This is a genomic window from Variovorax sp. 22077, from assembly GCF_052044195.1.
In the GTDB taxonomy this organism is placed as follows: domain Bacteria; phylum Pseudomonadota; class Gammaproteobacteria; order Burkholderiales; family Burkholderiaceae_C; genus Variovorax; species Variovorax atrisoli.
In genome coordinates this window covers 77,552-91,850 of record NZ_JBQEQC010000026.1, presented here as the reverse complement: position 1 = coordinate 91,850, position 14,299 = coordinate 77,552, and the positions used below count along the sequence as shown (strand labels likewise).

15 protein-coding genes and 1 pseudogene are annotated in these 14,299 nt (G+C 60.9%); 7 read left to right on the top strand and 9 right to left on the bottom strand.

What is annotated here, in order from left to right:
* Positions 1-7: 7 nt before the first annotated feature.
* From ACTJLF_RS29115 to ACTJLF_RS29105, 3 genes are all read right to left on the bottom strand, one after another.
* Entirely contained in the window at positions 8-913 is a 906-nt protein-coding gene (locus ACTJLF_RS29115) for an NAD(P)-dependent oxidoreductase (protein ID WP_440884419.1), read from the bottom strand.
* Between the two features lie 217 nt (positions 914-1,130).
* Positions 1,131-2,846 (bottom strand): hypothetical protein, encoded by a 1,716-nt coding sequence (locus ACTJLF_RS29110; RefSeq protein ID WP_440884418.1) that lies wholly within the window; start codon positions 2,844-2,846, stop codon positions 1,131-1,133.
* Positions 2,843-3,460, bottom strand: a complete 618-nt coding sequence (locus ACTJLF_RS29105) for a lytic transglycosylase domain-containing protein (protein WP_440884417.1) — start codon at positions 3,458-3,460, stop codon at positions 2,843-2,845. Before ACTJLF_RS29105 ends, ACTJLF_RS29110 begins: the two co-directional genes overlap by 4 nt.
* A 460-nt stretch (positions 3,461-3,920) precedes the next feature.
* Here ACTJLF_RS29105 and ACTJLF_RS29100 point away from each other — a divergent pair, with 460 nt between their 5' ends.
* The 3 genes from ACTJLF_RS29100 (at position 3,921) to ACTJLF_RS29090 (ending at position 5,506) form a co-directional block, all read left to right on the top strand.
* The gene (locus ACTJLF_RS29100) at positions 3,921-4,682 is read left to right on the top strand and encodes a hypothetical protein (protein WP_440884416.1); all 762 of its coding nucleotides are present in this window, start codon (positions 3,921-3,923) and stop codon (positions 4,680-4,682) included.
* 80 nt (positions 4,683-4,762) lie between these two features.
* A complete protein-coding gene (locus ACTJLF_RS29095; RefSeq protein ID WP_440884415.1) occupies positions 4,763-5,206 on the top strand; it encodes a hypothetical protein in 444 nt (147 codons plus the stop codon).
* Positions 5,207-5,284: 78 nt separating this feature from the next.
* The gene (locus ACTJLF_RS29090; protein ID WP_440884414.1) at positions 5,285-5,506 is read left to right on the top strand and encodes a hypothetical protein; all 222 of its coding nucleotides are present in this window, start codon (positions 5,285-5,287) and stop codon (positions 5,504-5,506) included.
* A gap of 335 nt (positions 5,507-5,841) precedes the next feature.
* On the opposite strand, the gene ACTJLF_RS29085 is transcribed toward ACTJLF_RS29090, so the two are convergent.
* Complete coding sequence (locus tag ACTJLF_RS29085; RefSeq protein WP_440884413.1) at positions 5,842-6,204, bottom strand: winged helix-turn-helix transcriptional regulator; 363 nt, start codon at positions 6,202-6,204, stop codon at positions 5,842-5,844.
* Between the two features lie 101 nt (positions 6,205-6,305).
* Between ACTJLF_RS29085 and ACTJLF_RS29080 the strand changes: the two genes are divergently transcribed.
* Positions 6,306-7,034, top strand: coding sequence for an SDR family NAD(P)-dependent oxidoreductase (locus ACTJLF_RS29080; protein ID WP_440884412.1), 729 nt, complete (start codon positions 6,306-6,308; stop codon positions 7,032-7,034).
* Positions 7,035-7,276: 242 nt separating this feature from the next.
* Here ACTJLF_RS29080 and ACTJLF_RS29075 read toward each other — a convergent pair whose 3' ends face one another.
* On the bottom strand, positions 7,277-8,251 hold the full coding sequence (locus tag ACTJLF_RS29075) for a GlxA family transcriptional regulator (RefSeq protein WP_440884411.1): 975 nt from the start codon (positions 8,249-8,251) through the stop codon (positions 7,277-7,279).
* Between ACTJLF_RS29075 and ACTJLF_RS29070 the strand changes: the two genes are divergently transcribed.
* The 3 genes and pseudogenes from ACTJLF_RS29070 to ACTJLF_RS29060 all read left to right on the top strand — a co-directional run.
* A complete protein-coding gene (locus ACTJLF_RS29070; RefSeq protein ID WP_440884410.1) occupies positions 8,250-8,945 on the top strand; it encodes a DJ-1/PfpI family protein in 696 nt (231 codons plus the stop codon). The genes ACTJLF_RS29075 and ACTJLF_RS29070 overlap by 2 nt on opposite strands.
* 15 nt (positions 8,946-8,960) lie before the next feature.
* Positions 8,961-9,932 (top strand): tripartite tricarboxylate transporter substrate-binding protein, encoded by a 972-nt coding sequence (locus ACTJLF_RS29065; RefSeq protein WP_440884409.1) that lies wholly within the window; start codon positions 8,961-8,963, stop codon positions 9,930-9,932.
* 133 nt (positions 9,933-10,065) lie between these two features.
* Positions 10,066-10,375 (top strand): annotated as a pseudogene (locus tag ACTJLF_RS29060) (ABC transporter ATP-binding protein); the annotation flags it as partial.
* A 28-nt stretch (positions 10,376-10,403) separates the two neighbouring features.
* Here ACTJLF_RS29060 and ACTJLF_RS29055 read toward each other — a convergent pair.
* The 4 genes from ACTJLF_RS29055 to ACTJLF_RS29040 form a co-directional block, all read right to left on the bottom strand.
* On the bottom strand, positions 10,404-11,306 hold the full coding sequence (locus ACTJLF_RS29055; protein ID WP_440884408.1) for a hypothetical protein: 903 nt from the start codon (positions 11,304-11,306) through the stop codon (positions 10,404-10,406).
* Between the two features lie 248 nt (positions 11,307-11,554).
* Complete coding sequence (locus tag ACTJLF_RS29050; RefSeq protein ID WP_440884407.1) at positions 11,555-11,794, bottom strand: hypothetical protein; 240 nt, start codon at positions 11,792-11,794, stop codon at positions 11,555-11,557.
* Between the two features lie 417 nt (positions 11,795-12,211).
* Positions 12,212-13,192 (bottom strand): PDR/VanB family oxidoreductase, encoded by a 981-nt coding sequence (locus tag ACTJLF_RS29045; protein ID WP_440884406.1) that lies wholly within the window; start codon positions 13,190-13,192, stop codon positions 12,212-12,214.
* A 29-nt stretch (positions 13,193-13,221) separates the two neighbouring features.
* Entirely contained in the window at positions 13,222-14,247 is a 1,026-nt protein-coding gene (locus tag ACTJLF_RS29040) for a Bug family tripartite tricarboxylate transporter substrate binding protein (protein ID WP_440884405.1), read from the bottom strand.
* Between the last annotated feature and the right edge of the window lie 52 nt (positions 14,248-14,299).

The window sequence follows — 14,299 nt, the reverse complement described above, 5'->3', positions numbered from 1 at the left end:
CCCGCTTTCAGCGGCTGGGAAGTGCTTCGCCGGTTACCTGGGCGCTGCGCTGCGAGAGCGCATGGATCACCGCCACCATGTCCAGCCCGCCGTACCCCATCGTTTCGGTTTCGCCATAGAGCGCATGGCTCGCATCCAGCAGCGGCGATGCGATGCCGGTGCTGCGTGCCGCCTCCGCCACTAGGCGGCTGTTCTTGAGAACGTCGGTGATAGCGGCCTGCACGGAGAAATCCTGCGTCACCAGCTTGTCCAGCTTGATGCGGGAGACGTCGCTGGCCATCGGCCCCGCATTCAGGGCGCGTGCAAACTGCGCCAGGTCGATGCCGTGGCGCTGGGCGAAATGCGTGGCCTCGGCCAGGCCGGTGACCATGGTGATGAGAAATAGATTCACCGCGAGCTTCATCGTCAGCGCGGCCGGCACGTCGCCGCAAACGAGGCTGTCCCGGCACATGGGCTGGACCAGGTGCTGCGCCCGCTCGACCTCTTCAGGCTGGCCCGCCAGCATGACGACAAGCTGGCCGGCTTCAGCGGGCTTGCGCGAACCCGACACGGGGGCTTCGACATACCGCCCCCGGCATGCGCCGATCTCATCGGCCAGCGAGCGTGAATAGCCGGGCGACGTGGTGCTCATGTTCACGATCAACCGCTGTGCCACCCTCTGTGCAAACAGCGGCGTGCGGCGGCCGAGAACCTCGTCGATCGCCTCTTCGTGCGCCAGCATCAGCACGGCAGTCTCGCACCTTGAGAAAAGCGCGTCCGGGCTTTCGGCCACGATGGCCCCTGCGTTGCGCAGGGTGTCGTAATGCGTGGTGGAGCGACTCCAGACGACGAGCGGCACGCCGCTGCGCGCGAGATTGAGAGCCATCGGCGTACCCATCACCCCCAGGCCGACGAAGCCGATCGATGTACTCATGAGGTTCAGTTCCTTTCAGGACCTGGAATTGGTGATTTCGTGATCGCGCGCAGCGCAATGTACCGGACTATCCCGGTAAGCGTGTACCGGCGCTACCGGTTCATAGGTCTCAGGTAAAGCATCGCTCGGTCAGCGAGGAGGCATCCTCCGCGCGCTGCAATCCGCAAAGGCCGCTTCAACATCATCTTGGAACGCTCCTCGCTGCTTTGAGCGCCTCTCACCGCGTTGCCAGTCCGTGCACCAAGCACCACAGATTTTGCGACACATAGCGTCCGTGTGACTCGATTAGGTTAGGGTGGACGCCTACGTTCCAGTAAGGATCGTGGACATCACCTAGTCGCGGGACTTGACGCCCGCCCGAGATATCGGCACATCCCGCTTCGATCTGCGATGCTGAGCTGGCGGCGCAGCGCCCGCGCGCAGCCTCGTGCTTTACATTCAGTTGAAGAACTTGTCTTCCGCGATCGAGCCAGAGATCTTCCTGGTTCCAGCCACGGCCTCGCGAGGCTGGGTTGGCAATACGCGCAGCATGCACGGCATCTTGAATCGATGCTTGAATCAAGCGTTGATTTGCTTCACAAAATCCGCGATTCGCCTCGGCGTCGCGCAATACTTCTCCATAGCGTGCGGCAACCTTGGCGCTGCGGTTGACCTCCATTTCATGAGTGACCCCATAAAGCCGGTTGCCAGGGGCCGCGTGATCGACGCGGCCATCGGCTCCAAAAGCCCGTACCGGCAGAGCATGCCCCAATGCCACCAAATCACTAGACTCGCGTGGCCATCTGAAAAGGCGTTGAGACATCGGGAAGGCAATGCTCGTAGCTAGATCCGTAGCTCCGGTAGTGCTACTCACCTTCTTGAAGTGCTCTGACGCAGTGAAGCTCACAACCACTGGCAATTGCTCGGGCGGATAGATCCAAGCGGTGCCTTCGTTTGCGCACCGACGCTTGGATTCCGCACTGGCTTCTGCTGAGAGTCCCTCGCATTCGTTGGGCGTTAGATACGAGTTTCGATCGGGATCAGCGATGTCCGCATGCAACCGCGAGGCGCGTTGGAGCGCCATCCACTCGGTCAGTTCGCTGGCTGGGTTCAGCAGTACGACAAGCGACCCGAGGCCGGGTATCTTTTCGCCTTGGCGGGCCTTCTGCAGTCGGTCTATCAGTGTCGGCCGAGTGGCACGCAGGACCATGTTGCCACCAAGGCTGTGGCCGATAACTACCAATTGAGACACTTCGCCAGCTGAAATGCGGGCGTTTAGTTGCGATTCGAGATCGAGAAGCAATGTCTCCAGGCGCTGGGCATTCTGGTCGGACTGCGACTTTCGTCCCGGAAAGGAAGGGATGGCGACGACTGTATCCATCGCTTCACCCCAGCCGGGTTCAGAGACGGCTAAGCCGCGCCACCCTACGTATACGCCAAGCACCTTTCGATCTCGTTGGCCAGCCTGGTTCCAATAGGACTTCATCAAGGCCAATATGGTGTGGAATCGGGCTACGTCTTCATCTCCGAGCGCCGCATTGTGTCGCCAGCCGTGGACGAAAACGTAGACCGACAGCGGCTGCTTTGACTGAGCATCAAGGTAGGCGTGAAGATCAGCCTGTTGGGAGGCCTCGACCGGCGTGCGCCCCCTGTCCAGCAATTCGACGAACGCCATGTCATACGCTATCGGGTGCCCCTTGTTGTACGACTGCACAGAGCACTTTAGGGCATCTGCTGGGTGTGATTGTTCGAAACTGTGGAAGGCCGCGGTAACTGCTCTGGCGTCGATCAGCGCCGGGGCTGATGGCGTACCGCAATGCCCTTGCTCGAAAGTACTCCCCCGATAGTGAACATCTGCCGTGGTGCAACTGGCTGTCACCAGCAGGGCGACTATCGCTGTACCGAAGGCAAGCCATCGCACGATTTGCGCAAAATCAAACTCCCTTTTTTTCATTTCATCCCCTTGGACCTGCACCCAGCGAGAGATGTCGTGAAACTCGTGATTTCGGGAATATGAGGGCGCCAACCGCGCAGAACTGACCAGTAGCGGGCTCCTCCGCGGGCCGGCTTTGAGATCGCTGCGATACGGCCATCGCGTTTGACCCAATACGCCAGGATCTTTGCTCCACAGCGCAGGTTGATCGCAGGATCGTGAAGATCCTGAGCTCTCACAATGCCGCACGAGTATGCCTTCGAGTTAGCACTCTCCTGGGAGATCTGAAGGAGGCCTCGGCTGATGACGTTGGCGCCTGCGCTGTCTTTGATATCGGGTTCTACATAGGTTGCAGCGGGATCAAAGTTGCTCTCTGGCCTAGCCATGATCGAAAAGAGACCTGCCCAGAAGTGAGTTCGCTCTGTCTCACTCGCTTGCCCGTAGTTTGGGCAAAAGGTGGTGACATCTGAAGGATGTAATGCGAGCAACCCGGCGGCAGTGACTGCGGCTTCCGCTTCTTGAGTCCATTTGCCCGCGGGGTCGGCGTCTCGCCACGCCGCGTAGTCTGGCTCGGCCGCTTGCGCAGTGGCGATATGGATCGTGGCGGCAAGGGCTGCCAATGACACTGTGCGCATGAAAGCTCCTCCAATGAAGGGCGGGCGCATGGGTCGAGCATGATCGAAGCCTCAAGTTCGCATAGCTTCGCCCGACTCATCTGCATTCTCCGCATCACCGGCTCCGTAAGGCACACCATACGAGCAGAGACCGCTATTGCACATCCCCAATTTTTGGGAGGGCGAGTTGCAAGAGGCCTTTGCAATTGGGTGCTCGCTAGGATTGTCTGGTGCGTATGGGAAGTCCATCGCATCGAATGAACGCGGTAGTCCGACGCCCCGTGGCGTTTTCCAGCATCCTTGGGTGGCTCAGGGCAATAGCCCTGTTAGTGGCATATCGGAGAGCGTAGGTCAACCCTCGTTCGAGGGATTGCCATTCGCAGCGGCGCCATTCGACGATACACAGGAGTAGCCCTATCGAAAGAAATTCCATGTCTGTGTTGGCGCCGGCAGCGGCGCATACCCAACGAAGGAGCTCACGATGTCAGCAATTCTGGTTCCGATCGACGTGCCATCTATCTATCTGCACGCGGGCCACAAGGTTTCCTTGCCGAAACGCATGGCACTGTGCACGCCAGACATGAAGATGGCGATCTTCAGGTTAGGTGAAGCCGTCCGGGAGAAAGGGGGGCTCTTCGCTCTCTCGGATCTCTTCCGGAGCTACGAGATGCAGCTTCAAGCGGCCCTCGACTACGAGTCGAAGAAGAAGTCGGCATACAGTCCAAGACCCGGCAGCAGTCTTCACGAGTCTGGGCGTGCTTTTGATGTCGATCTTGGTGGACTGAAGATGGGGTTGGACAAGTTCTGGACCCTCGCTGCAAGCGTCGGAGTCGTTCCGATCAATGCCGAACCGGATCCAAAGTTGAGCGAGGCTTGGCACTTTGAGTGCAGAGGAAGTCATCAGCTCGTCTATGACTACTACAAGAGCGGAAAGGGTAAGAACTTCAAGACTCCCTATGCCGCCATGGCTGCGAGCGCAATCCTCGCAGTCGGGATCCGCCATGATCGTTTCCTGGAGAACGCTTCAGCGGCTAGGCTCCAGTCGGGCCTCATCCGCCTCGGATACGAAATAGGCAACCTTGACGGCGCTATCGGACCCCGCTCGATCATGGCGCTGCAGGACATGGGGCTCGCCGATACAGAACTGGATCAGCAACTGAAAGGGGTGGAGACGAAGCTCCAGCTGAGATTTGCCGAGGAGTACTTCGACTCGGTTCCGGAGGAAGTCGCGCTGGCACCTTGAGAGTAGAGACGGAGTATCGGATCAGCTTGCCAACTCAGTTCATCCGACAACCGTTCCGGGCCACTACAGGGAGAAAGGCGATGGCAGCGGAGGTCTATTCGGTCGCAAATGCGATGGAGCAATATCGCTATGCCTCAGGAGCTGTACATGTTTTCTGGAATTACTTCCAGGTCGTCTCAGTCGGCGCCGCAGGGTTCGTTTGGTCGCGAAAACGTACCGATGGCTTAACGGGTGCGCTGGCGTGGGCAATAGGCTTGTTGTATATCGCGTTCGCGATTGCACGCAACTATGCTGTTTATGCGGCTCAGCTGGAGTTGGTGGTGACGGCAAGCAGCATCAAGGAATTCTCGAAAAACAGTTCCGAAGTTCGCGGCGAACTGATAGATCTCATCAACGCGTTGAAGCCGTTTGATGCGACCACAGTTCGGATCTGGCATGGTGCTTTGTCGAGCTTCACCTTGATCGCAATAGCGGCAACGCATCCGCGAGTTCTCGCCTGGGTTCGGCACCTGCTTTGCAGATGACCCTGTCCCAGGTTTCCGTACCGTTCGGTAACAGAACGACCGGCATGATAAAGGGGTGGCTGGGCGGCAATGAGTCTGATGACCACTACGGACATGTTCAAGTCTGGCATCGCGCTGGCAGGTATCTCAAATTTGATCAGCTATCACGGGGCGTGCGATCCGCGCATGCGCTATGAGTCCCCGTCGACCCACGGCTTCGGGCTGGCCGATCTGTGCGAACGCGTTTTTCACCTCGGAGGGCCACCGTGGACGGATGCGGATCGCTACATCCGCAACAGATCTTTTCCGCGGATCGGATGAAAGCACCCCTGATGGTCGTGCAGGGCGATCAAGACTATGTCCCTATCTCTCAGGGACAGGAAATGTTCTCGGCGCTTTCCCACTTGGGAAGGAAGGCTCGATTTATTCGCTATTGGGGGAGGGGCATGTGCTGGGCAAGGCGGCCAACATTGAAGTTCTCTGGAACAACATTGGCGAGTGGCTGGATGAACACTGGGTTCGGTGGAAACGCCGGTCACCGGTCCTAGTGGTAAATTGCGCCTTGACGTCCAAGAGGTGGTTGTCGCCAGCCCGGAGAGCCTTCTGCTGGTAAAGCTGTTTCCTGGCAGCCTGTTATCCCGGCAAAGGTCGAGATTTCATTGGCGCCGTTGCGCTGACTGGGCGGCGATCAGCTCCTCGCCGTGCTGCTGGGCCCAGCGGATCAGGCTCTCGAACGGCCGCTGCAGCGTGCGTCCCAACGGGGTAATCGAATACACCACGGCAATTGGCGAACTTGCGATGACCTGTCTGTTAATCAAGCCGTTCCTTTCCAGTCGGCGCAGAGCTTCTGTCAGCGCCTTGTGGGTGATCGGATCGAGGCGGCGCTTGATCGCATTGAAGCGCGCCGGCTCCTCGCAAAGAACAGCCAGGACAAGGACCGACCACTTGCTGGCGATCTGTTCGAGCACCGGCTTTGTGCTGTTGATTTCGGCGAGCATGGTCGCGACGTCTTGAGGCATGACGCTTTCCTTTCGTATATCTAGCATAGATCAAGTGCGTAATTGACACTAGATATACAAAATGCATCATGCGTGGTTCATTCACTTAAGCAAAGCGACGCATGTCAAGACTTACTGGAAAGACTGCCCTCGTCACTGGCGGCAGCAGCGGCATCGGCCTGGCCGTCGCGCGCCGCTTCGCGACGGAGGGCGCAAAGGTCTTTGTTGCCGGCCGCAAGCAGAGGCAGCTCGACCAAGCGCTCTCCCAGATCGGCAACGGTGCCGAGGGGATCCAGGCAGACGTCACCCAAACCGCCGACCTCGACCGGCTTTTTGCAACCCTGTCCAAACGCGCCGGTCGGCTCGACGTGCTGGTCACGTCGTCCGGGATCGCCGAGTACGCGACCCTTGCAGACACAACCGAGGAGCACATCGACCGCGCCTTCGACCTGAACGTCCGTGCGATGGTCTTGACAGTCCAGCGCGCAACGCAATTGATGACGGATGGCGGATCAATCGTGCTGGTCGGCTCGATCGCCAGCAGCATCGCCAACCCCGGCTATGCCACCTACTCGGCCTCCAAGGCAGCGGTGCGTTCGTACGCCCGGACCTGGACCCACGAGCTGGCCGGCCGGGGCATCCGCGTGAACACGCTCAGCCCGGGACCTACCGACACGCCGATGTTTGATGGGGTGGGAGAGGACGTACGCCGGGCTTTGACGAACCGGATTCCGTTCGGGCGCCTTGGCCAGCCGGACGAGATCGCGGCCGCCGCTCTGTTCCTCGCAAGCGAAGACAGCCGCTATGTCGGCGGCGCAGACCTGCATGTCGATGGCGGCATGGTGGCGTGATGCAGGCACTTCGCGGGGACGCCTTCACCACTCGGATCGATCCACCTTCTAAGCTAGCGCGCTTCTTCTGTCTTCTCGTTGGCAGGCATGCGGAACGCCGCCTCGGCCTCGTCGTCTGTCATCCCGGCCTATTTTCTGGGCTTGCTGCGCGAGGTGATCATCAGACGATCGACCGCGGGCCTTCCTGACTTTTCAGGTCAAGCTCGCAACCGACCGAAAGCCAGAGATACGGAGTGGCCCGTTCAATCGACTCGCGGACGACCGGTTGTGGTTCCAATCATCCGGGCCAATTCCTTCTTGGGCAGATGGCCTGCTTTCGATAGCTGCTGTTCTCGCTCGGAGCGCAGAATCTTCAGCACATCGGATGGGCCCACGCCAAAGCTTTCCTTAAATTTGCGTTGAAAGCTGCGCCGTGACATGTGGCACAGCGCCGCCATGTCGTCCACGGTCCAGCGCAAAGACAGTTGCGCCTCGATCTCTTCGATCAGCTTCGCAAACGGTGCCCCCGCCCGGTCCTGCAGCCGCAGCGTCTGGCTGTACTGTCGCTGGTCGCCGGTGCGGCGCAGGTAGACAACAAGGCGGCGCGCGACGCGCTGTGCGATCAGGGCACCGCAGTCGCGCTCTACCAATACAAGTGCGAGATCGATGCCGGCAGTCACGCCTGCTGTGGTCCAGAACTTTCCACTCTCGCAGAAGATCTGTTCGTCCGCCACGTCCAGTCGAGGAAACTCGCGGCGCAGCCGCTCTGCGGTACGCCAATGGGTGGTTACACGATGGCTGTCCAGCAATCCCGTGGCGGCCAGCAGGAAAGCGCCGGTACAGACGCTGCAGGTTCGCTCGGTCGTGCTGTCCTGCGCCCGCAGGCATTCCAGCAGCGCCAGGTCCTCGCTCGCTGCATACACACCTTCTCCGCCGGGAACGACAAGCGTGTGGGGCTGCCACTTCACCGATTCCGCAAGCGAATGGCCGACTAGTATGCGAAGCCCTCCATCAGGGGTGGACGCCGTTGCTTCAGGACCGAATGTGGCGAGCTCGTAGCGCACGTATCCCAGCTCTTCGTTGGCCGTGGTGAATGCCTGCCAGGGGCCACTCAGGTCAAGAGGCTGGAAGTTCGGAAAGACCAGAAACGCCACGCGTATTGGCGCGCCGCCACCCATTTTTGGCACACCTGGAAGGGGCCCGACTTCTAGAGTTCTCGTTTTAAGGAGCGTCTTCATGCAAGTGAACTTTCTGCTATTTCCGGCGTTGACACAACTGGATCTAACCGGCCCATTCGAGGTGCTCGCACGCGCACCAGGCTTCAAGATTGACTTCGTCTCGCCGACCATGGACCCCATCCGCTCAGATCGGGGCTTGTCGATGATCCCGACAGCCACCTTCGCGACCGCCGGCCCTTGCGACATCCTGGTGGTGCCGGGTGGCCCCGGCACGGATGACGCCCTGGTGGACCCGGCCTGGGTGGAATTCACGGCTAGCCAGGCCGCCAACGCACAATTCATCCTCGGCGTGTGCACCGGTTCGCTCCTCCTGGGCGCAGCAGGACTGCTGCACGGCAAGCGGGCAGCGTGCCATTGGCAAGCGAGAGAGTTCCTGGCTTCGTTCGGAGCAATTCCCGATGACGCGCGCACCTGCATCGACGGAAACATCATCACGTCTGGCGGCGTGACGTCCGGGATTGACATGGCCCTTCGGGCGGTGGCGATGATGCTGGACGAAGACGCCGCAAAGCAGATCCAGCTCCAGATCGAATACGACCCGGAGCCGCCATTCGAGGGCGGCACTCCCCGCACGTCGCCCGACTACATCGTGAAGCGGTGCCTCGAGGCCACGCGCGAGCGACACGCCCTGCGCAGCCAGGCAGTCGCACGCGCCGCAGCGGCCATGGGCGCCACGGGAATCCCGAGTGCGTGAACGAGGGAGCGCGACATGTCTTCGCTTCTACGCTCAATGGCCGTTTTGATGGTTGCTGTCCTCTTCGGAAATTGCCACGCTGGTTTTCCGGACAGGCCCATCAACATCATCGTTCCCTACGCTGCGGGGGGGCCGATGGACAAGCTCGCCCGCCAGCTTGCGCCCCAGGTGAGCAGTTTGCTCGGTCAACCCGTGATCGTGCAAAACCAGGGTGGGGCGGGCGGAAACATCGGCGTGGCCATGGCCAAGCGCGCTGCGCCCGATGGCTACACTCTGTTGCTCGATCACGTGCACATGGCCACGGCCCCTTCGCTGTATCGCAAGCTCGACTTTGCGCCCGCAATCGACTTCGAGCCGCTGGGCGTGGTTGCCGAGTCGCCGCTGATTCTCATCAGCAGACCTGACGTTCCCAACGTCTTCGGCGACCTGTTGCGCTGGATGGCGCGGCAGCCTCAAGTGACCCTGGCAAATGCCGGAATCGGATCGGCCTCCCACCTGTGTGGCCTGCTGCTGCAGTCCTCGCTGAAGCTGCGCATGACCACTGTCCCGTACAAAGGAACCGGCCCGGCCATGATCGACTTGATGAGTGGCCAGGTCGACCTGATGTGCGACCTGACAGCCAATGCGCTGCCGCAGATTCAAGCTGGCAAGGTGCGTCCGATTGCTGTCACGGTGCGCGAGCCGGCGACCGGTACGCCGCTGGAGGCCGTCCCATCGATGGAGAAGCTGGGCATTGCCCAAGGCCCCCTCGCCATCTGGTACGGCTTGTACGCTCCTCGCGGCACGCCGACGCCGGTCATTCAACAGTTGTCAGCCGCACTGACCACAGTGACGAACAGCGCTGCCTTTCGCAAACAGCAGATGGACTCCGGCTTGAACCCGGTCAACGACTGGCGCCTGACCCCGGCTGGGCATCGCAAGTATCTGCACGAAGAGATCAATCGTTGGGCTGGACCTATCAAGGCGGCCGGCGAGTATGCCGATTGATACTCGGGCGTGTACATCTTCGACGATGAGCGTAGACGACGCGCCGGTCCCACAGGCGCACCTTCAGCGAAATCGGTGGCCTCACCCAAAGCGCAGCGCTACATATGCGGAGTACAGCGCCTGTGCTGGGAGGCTGGTTCGCGCGCTGGTGCTGATGCCCTCACTGGCGGTGCTCGACGAGCCCGCGTCGGCGCTCGACGTGTCGGTGCAGGCGCAGATCCTGAATCTGCTGGGGGAGCGGAAGGAGGACTCCGGGCTCGCGTACCTGTTCATTTGCTCGACCTCTCAGTGGTGCGCTAGGTCGCGGATCGCGTGAGGGTAATGAACCAGGGAACATCGTAGAGACCGGCAGCCGCCGGGACATCTGGGATCGACCGCAGCATCCGTATACGCGCAGCCTGATCGCGACTGTGCCGGGGACGGAGCAGCGAAAGGTCGACTGAGCCTCTACGTCCAGACGCTCAACGCGGATCAGATCCACCGCCTGACGTCGACATTGGGCAGGCCTTCGAGCAACGCGATACCTTGCTGGGCCACGCCGACCGAAAGGGTTCTGGCCTGATTGGCCAGGGCAATCGACCGTTGATTCACCCTGGCGAGCAGGTCTCTGGCTGCCTGCTTTTCCTCTCTTGCCATGGACATCAGAGTCCCTCTGGCGGGACCATTCAGTCTTGGCGCCACCATTTCGAAGACGGCAGCCCGGTTGTTCAGGTGAAGGGCATGACCTCTCATCTGAGGTGCAGCGACGGACTGGAACCGGACCTGCCGGTCGGCCGCATCGGCGATCTGTCGCTCCCGGGCGCTCATGAGCCGGTCGACGCTAAAGCCGCCAATAGGGACGTAGCTCGTCGCGTCCGAGCCGTTCAGCGAAAGGAATGCGATACGCCATTCGATCTGTCTGCCCTTCGACTGAACGAACTCGGAGAGCTTCGAGGAGCAGCCGACTGGCATGTACCTCGGCGCGTTGGCGAGGCGCAGCAGCGAAGACCCCGAGTTGCCATAGCAGGGGCTTTTGGAAAGTGCGAGTTCGACACAGTGCAACTGGTTTTCCTGCAAGTCGGCACCTCGCAGCAAGGCGGGCCAGCAGGCGATGAATATCTCCTCAGCGTGATAGCCGCGGACGTCGCCGACCTTGTTTGCACGGCGCGATCCTCCTCCCGGTAGGTCGCAGCGCCACATCTCGGGCCGATCCGCAGCATGGGGGTTGTACTTGTGCTTCGGGGCATTGGAACCCTCCGACCAAAGGTCGCGAAGCGTGCTGTCGTCCTCGTTGAAGCGCATGACCAGGCCCACCGTGTTCGGCCCTGCCTTGGCTTGCATGTCCTCCACCGCCTGCCGGAAGGCCGGAGTCGGCTGGATTGCGCGTTTGGGCATGTCTGACCTCTCTTTATTACCGACAGCGCGGATCGTAGGGACGCGATAGCGCCTCGGCCATACCTGAAAACGGGTAGGCGAGGGAGTATCGAGCAGCGTGACGTCCACGTGGCGGGCGATCGACATGCGGTGCGCCGGCGGAAGGCCGTGCATCACCGCGACCACCTCCTCGATGTGGGGGCATGGCCTGAATGCCCTGAGTCTTGCATGTTCAACTCGAAGTCGTGGGTGGCCGAAAGATCGGCCTGCTATTTTGGGTGCTTCGGATGCACGCCTGAGGCGGAGGCCGGTGCAAGAAGGGAATGTCTCAAGCTCCATATGCACGCAGCAAGTCGGAGCAGCCGCTCGACGTTCTGGTCATGATCCTCGTCCTGGGCATCCTCCAGCCCAATCAGGTCGCAAATGAAGTCCAGCCCCGCTGCGGGAGTGAAACCCAGGCCGGCGCGCGCCATCTCGATCGTCGCTATCAAGACGTCCGTTTTTTTCATGTCGAGTGCCCCAGATCAGTAGACGTCTCCGCTGATTTGCAGCGAAGACGCAATGCTGTGGTAGCCGGCAGGCATCCATGGGCATTGGATGGCAGTGGCACCTTGGACCGAGGAAGACGGACCGGGCTGCGCGAGTGAATGCCGATGAAGAAGTCGCGCTGCTTGTGGCTCTTGCAGGCCGGATCTCATCTTCGATCTTCGGAAGAGCCCTGTGCCAAGCAGATCCAAATCACAGCAAGAATTTGCCGAGGCAAGGCGAAAAGATGACGACGCTGCGCACATCATGCGTACTTTGTAGCGGTGGTCAGCGAGGCTCGGACGAGAGCAAGATGGGGTCGCGCTGCATCGAGAGGCGTGCGCATTGGTCGAGCACCGATAGCCATATCGATCATCTGCTCAAGATGAAGTCAGCCTTTCCTAGAGGTCGAGCACCAATGTCCGGCTGCGTGCGCGGGAACAGCAGACCATCATCGTCTTGTTGCTCGATCGCTCGGCATCGGTCAGGATTTCGTCTCGATGATCCGCGACGCCTTCAAGAACGCGAACCTCGCAGACACCGCAGATGCCTTGGCGGCAGGAGTAATCCACGTTCACGCCCGACTGCAGCAGTGCATCGAGGATGCTGATGTCAGATCCGACGACGATCCGCTGCGCGCTCTTGGCCAACTGCACTTCGAAGCTCGACGAGTCTGCGGGTAGTGCGGCGGGACCGAAGCGCTCCGTATGCACGCGAGCCGGTTCCACGGCGCGAGTCGCCTCGGCGAAATCGTCGAGCATGCTTGCGGGACCGCAGCAATAAAAATGGGTTTCTGGTTCCGCGTTCGCCACGAGCTTTGCCAGATCGAGCCGTCCAGCGGTCTGGCTGCAGTGCATGATGACCCGCTCCCCCAGCTGGCGTAGCTCGCGCGCGAAGGGCGCCTTCGCGATGTCCTTGGCCGCATAGTGAAGGCGCCAGGGGCGGCCTGCGCGTTCGAGCGCACGCACCATTGGTAGCAGGGGGGTGATGCCGATACCTCCTGCAATCAGCACGCAGGGGCCGGTGCCCTCGGCCAGGGCGAAATGGTTGTGCGGCTTCGAGACCTGGATCACATCGCCCACGCGAAGCCGTTCGTGCACATGGGCGGAGCCGCCCCGGCTCGATGATTCGCGCTTGACGGCCAGCACGTAGGTTCCCTTGTCACCGCGCACCACGGAATAGGGGCGTGTCAATCCCTCTCGGAGGCTCACGTCGATGTGGGAGCCTGGGGGCGCGGGGGGAAGTTCGAGGCCATGGAAGTCGCGCAGCTCCATGCTGAGCACATCGGGTGACTCCAGGCGCATTGCGCTGACCTGTACCCGCATGAATTCGCCGGCTTGGGAGGGATTGCAGGTACTCATTTCTCGCATTTCCAGGCGCATCGGATGTCGTCTCTCTCTTGCCTTCTTTGTTACTGCTGCGCAGTCAGGCCCGCCGCCTTGATCACTTTGCTGAACTTGGCGACGTCTTTCTCCAGCCATTTGCGCGCCTCGCTGGCGCTGACGAAGGTGGGCTGCACATCAAGGTCGTCCAGCTTCTTCACGACGTCGGGATCCTTCATCGTGGCTTGGAGCGCGGCTTCGAGTTTGGCGATCACCGGCGCGGGCGTGCCCGCCGGGGCCGACAGGGTCACGAGTTGTTCGTTGTCGTCCATCTCCGCGTAGCCCTGTTCTCCGGTGGTGCCCACCTGTGGCATGGCTTTCAAGCGTTCATGGCGCTGCACCGCGATGTTGTGAATGCCGTTGCCCTCGAAGTTGCGCACGATCGTGCTGTAGGGCAGGGCGCATGCTTGGACCTCACCAGCTTTGAGGGCCGTGAGTGCGGGCGCCACGCCGTTGTAGGGCACGTGGATCACATTGAGCGCCGCTCCCGTCTTCGACTTGACCAGTCCTTTGAACATCTCCAGTTGCAGATGATTCAGACCGCTCACGCCGGTGGTGCAGAAGCTGATGCCGCCAGGCTTGTCGCGGGACAACTTCACGAGCTCAGGCAGCGTCCTGGCTTGCACCGAGGAGTTGGTCGCAAAAAGCGACGTGTAGATGGCTACGCCTCCCAGGGGGGCGTAGTCCTTCAGCCGATATTCGAAGTTCGGAACGATCAGATTCAAAAAGCCAAAGGCAGAGCCGGAGGCGATGAGCAGCGTGTAGCCGTCGGGCTTGGCTTGGGCGACGTAGCGGGCTCCCAGAGCGCTGCCAGCACCGGGACGGTTGACCACCAGAACCGGCTGGCCGAGCAGATCGCGCAGCTTTTCGGCGAGCACGCGCGCTGTCGCATCCAGGCTGCCGCCGGGTGCGAAGGGTACGATGATGTTGACCGGCTGCTTGGGAAAGTCGGTTTCTACTGCGTGGCTTTGAGCTGGCCCGAGCGCGACGACGCCGGCAAGCAGGACGGAACGCATCAGCGCTCGCGTCCCGAGGGGGACGTGGGGAAGTTTCATCGCGAGTCTCCTGGTGTTGTATGAAAACGATGCGCAGTGAATCCCGAAGCGC

Coding starts and splice junctions, on each gene's coding strand:
- ACTJLF_RS29115 (WP_440884419.1), bottom strand. CDS start 913: ATGAGTACATCGATCGGCTTCGTCGGCCTGGGGGTGATGGGTACGCCG.
- ACTJLF_RS29110 (WP_440884418.1), bottom strand. CDS start 2,846: ATGAAAAAAAGGGAGTTTGATTTTGCGCAAATCGTGCGATGGCTTGCC.
- ACTJLF_RS29105 (WP_440884417.1), bottom strand. CDS start 3,460: ATGCGCACAGTGTCATTGGCAGCCCTTGCCGCCACGATCCATATCGCC.
- ACTJLF_RS29100 (WP_440884416.1), top strand. CDS start 3,921: ATGTCAGCAATTCTGGTTCCGATCGACGTGCCATCTATCTATCTGCAC.
- ACTJLF_RS29095 (WP_440884415.1), top strand. CDS start 4,763: ATGGCAGCGGAGGTCTATTCGGTCGCAAATGCGATGGAGCAATATCGC.
- ACTJLF_RS29090 (WP_440884414.1), top strand. CDS start 5,285: ATGACCACTACGGACATGTTCAAGTCTGGCATCGCGCTGGCAGGTATC.
- ACTJLF_RS29085 (WP_440884413.1), bottom strand. CDS start 6,204: ATGCCTCAAGACGTCGCGACCATGCTCGCCGAAATCAACAGCACAAAG.
- ACTJLF_RS29080 (WP_440884412.1), top strand. CDS start 6,306: ATGTCAAGACTTACTGGAAAGACTGCCCTCGTCACTGGCGGCAGCAGC.
- ACTJLF_RS29070 (WP_440884410.1), top strand. CDS start 8,250: ATGCAAGTGAACTTTCTGCTATTTCCGGCGTTGACACAACTGGATCTA.
- ACTJLF_RS29075 (WP_440884411.1), bottom strand. CDS start 8,251: ATGAAGACGCTCCTTAAAACGAGAACTCTAGAAGTCGGGCCCCTTCCA.
- ACTJLF_RS29065 (WP_440884409.1), top strand. CDS start 8,961: ATGTCTTCGCTTCTACGCTCAATGGCCGTTTTGATGGTTGCTGTCCTC.
- ACTJLF_RS29055 (WP_440884408.1), bottom strand. CDS start 11,306: ATGCCCAAACGCGCAATCCAGCCGACTCCGGCCTTCCGGCAGGCGGTG.
- ACTJLF_RS29050 (WP_440884407.1), bottom strand. CDS start 11,794: ATGAAAAAAACGGACGTCTTGATAGCGACGATCGAGATGGCGCGCGCC.
- ACTJLF_RS29045 (WP_440884406.1), bottom strand. CDS start 13,192: ATGCGCCTGGAAATGCGAGAAATGAGTACCTGCAATCCCTCCCAAGCC.
- ACTJLF_RS29040 (WP_440884405.1), bottom strand. CDS start 14,247: ATGAAACTTCCCCACGTCCCCCTCGGGACGCGAGCGCTGATGCGTTCC.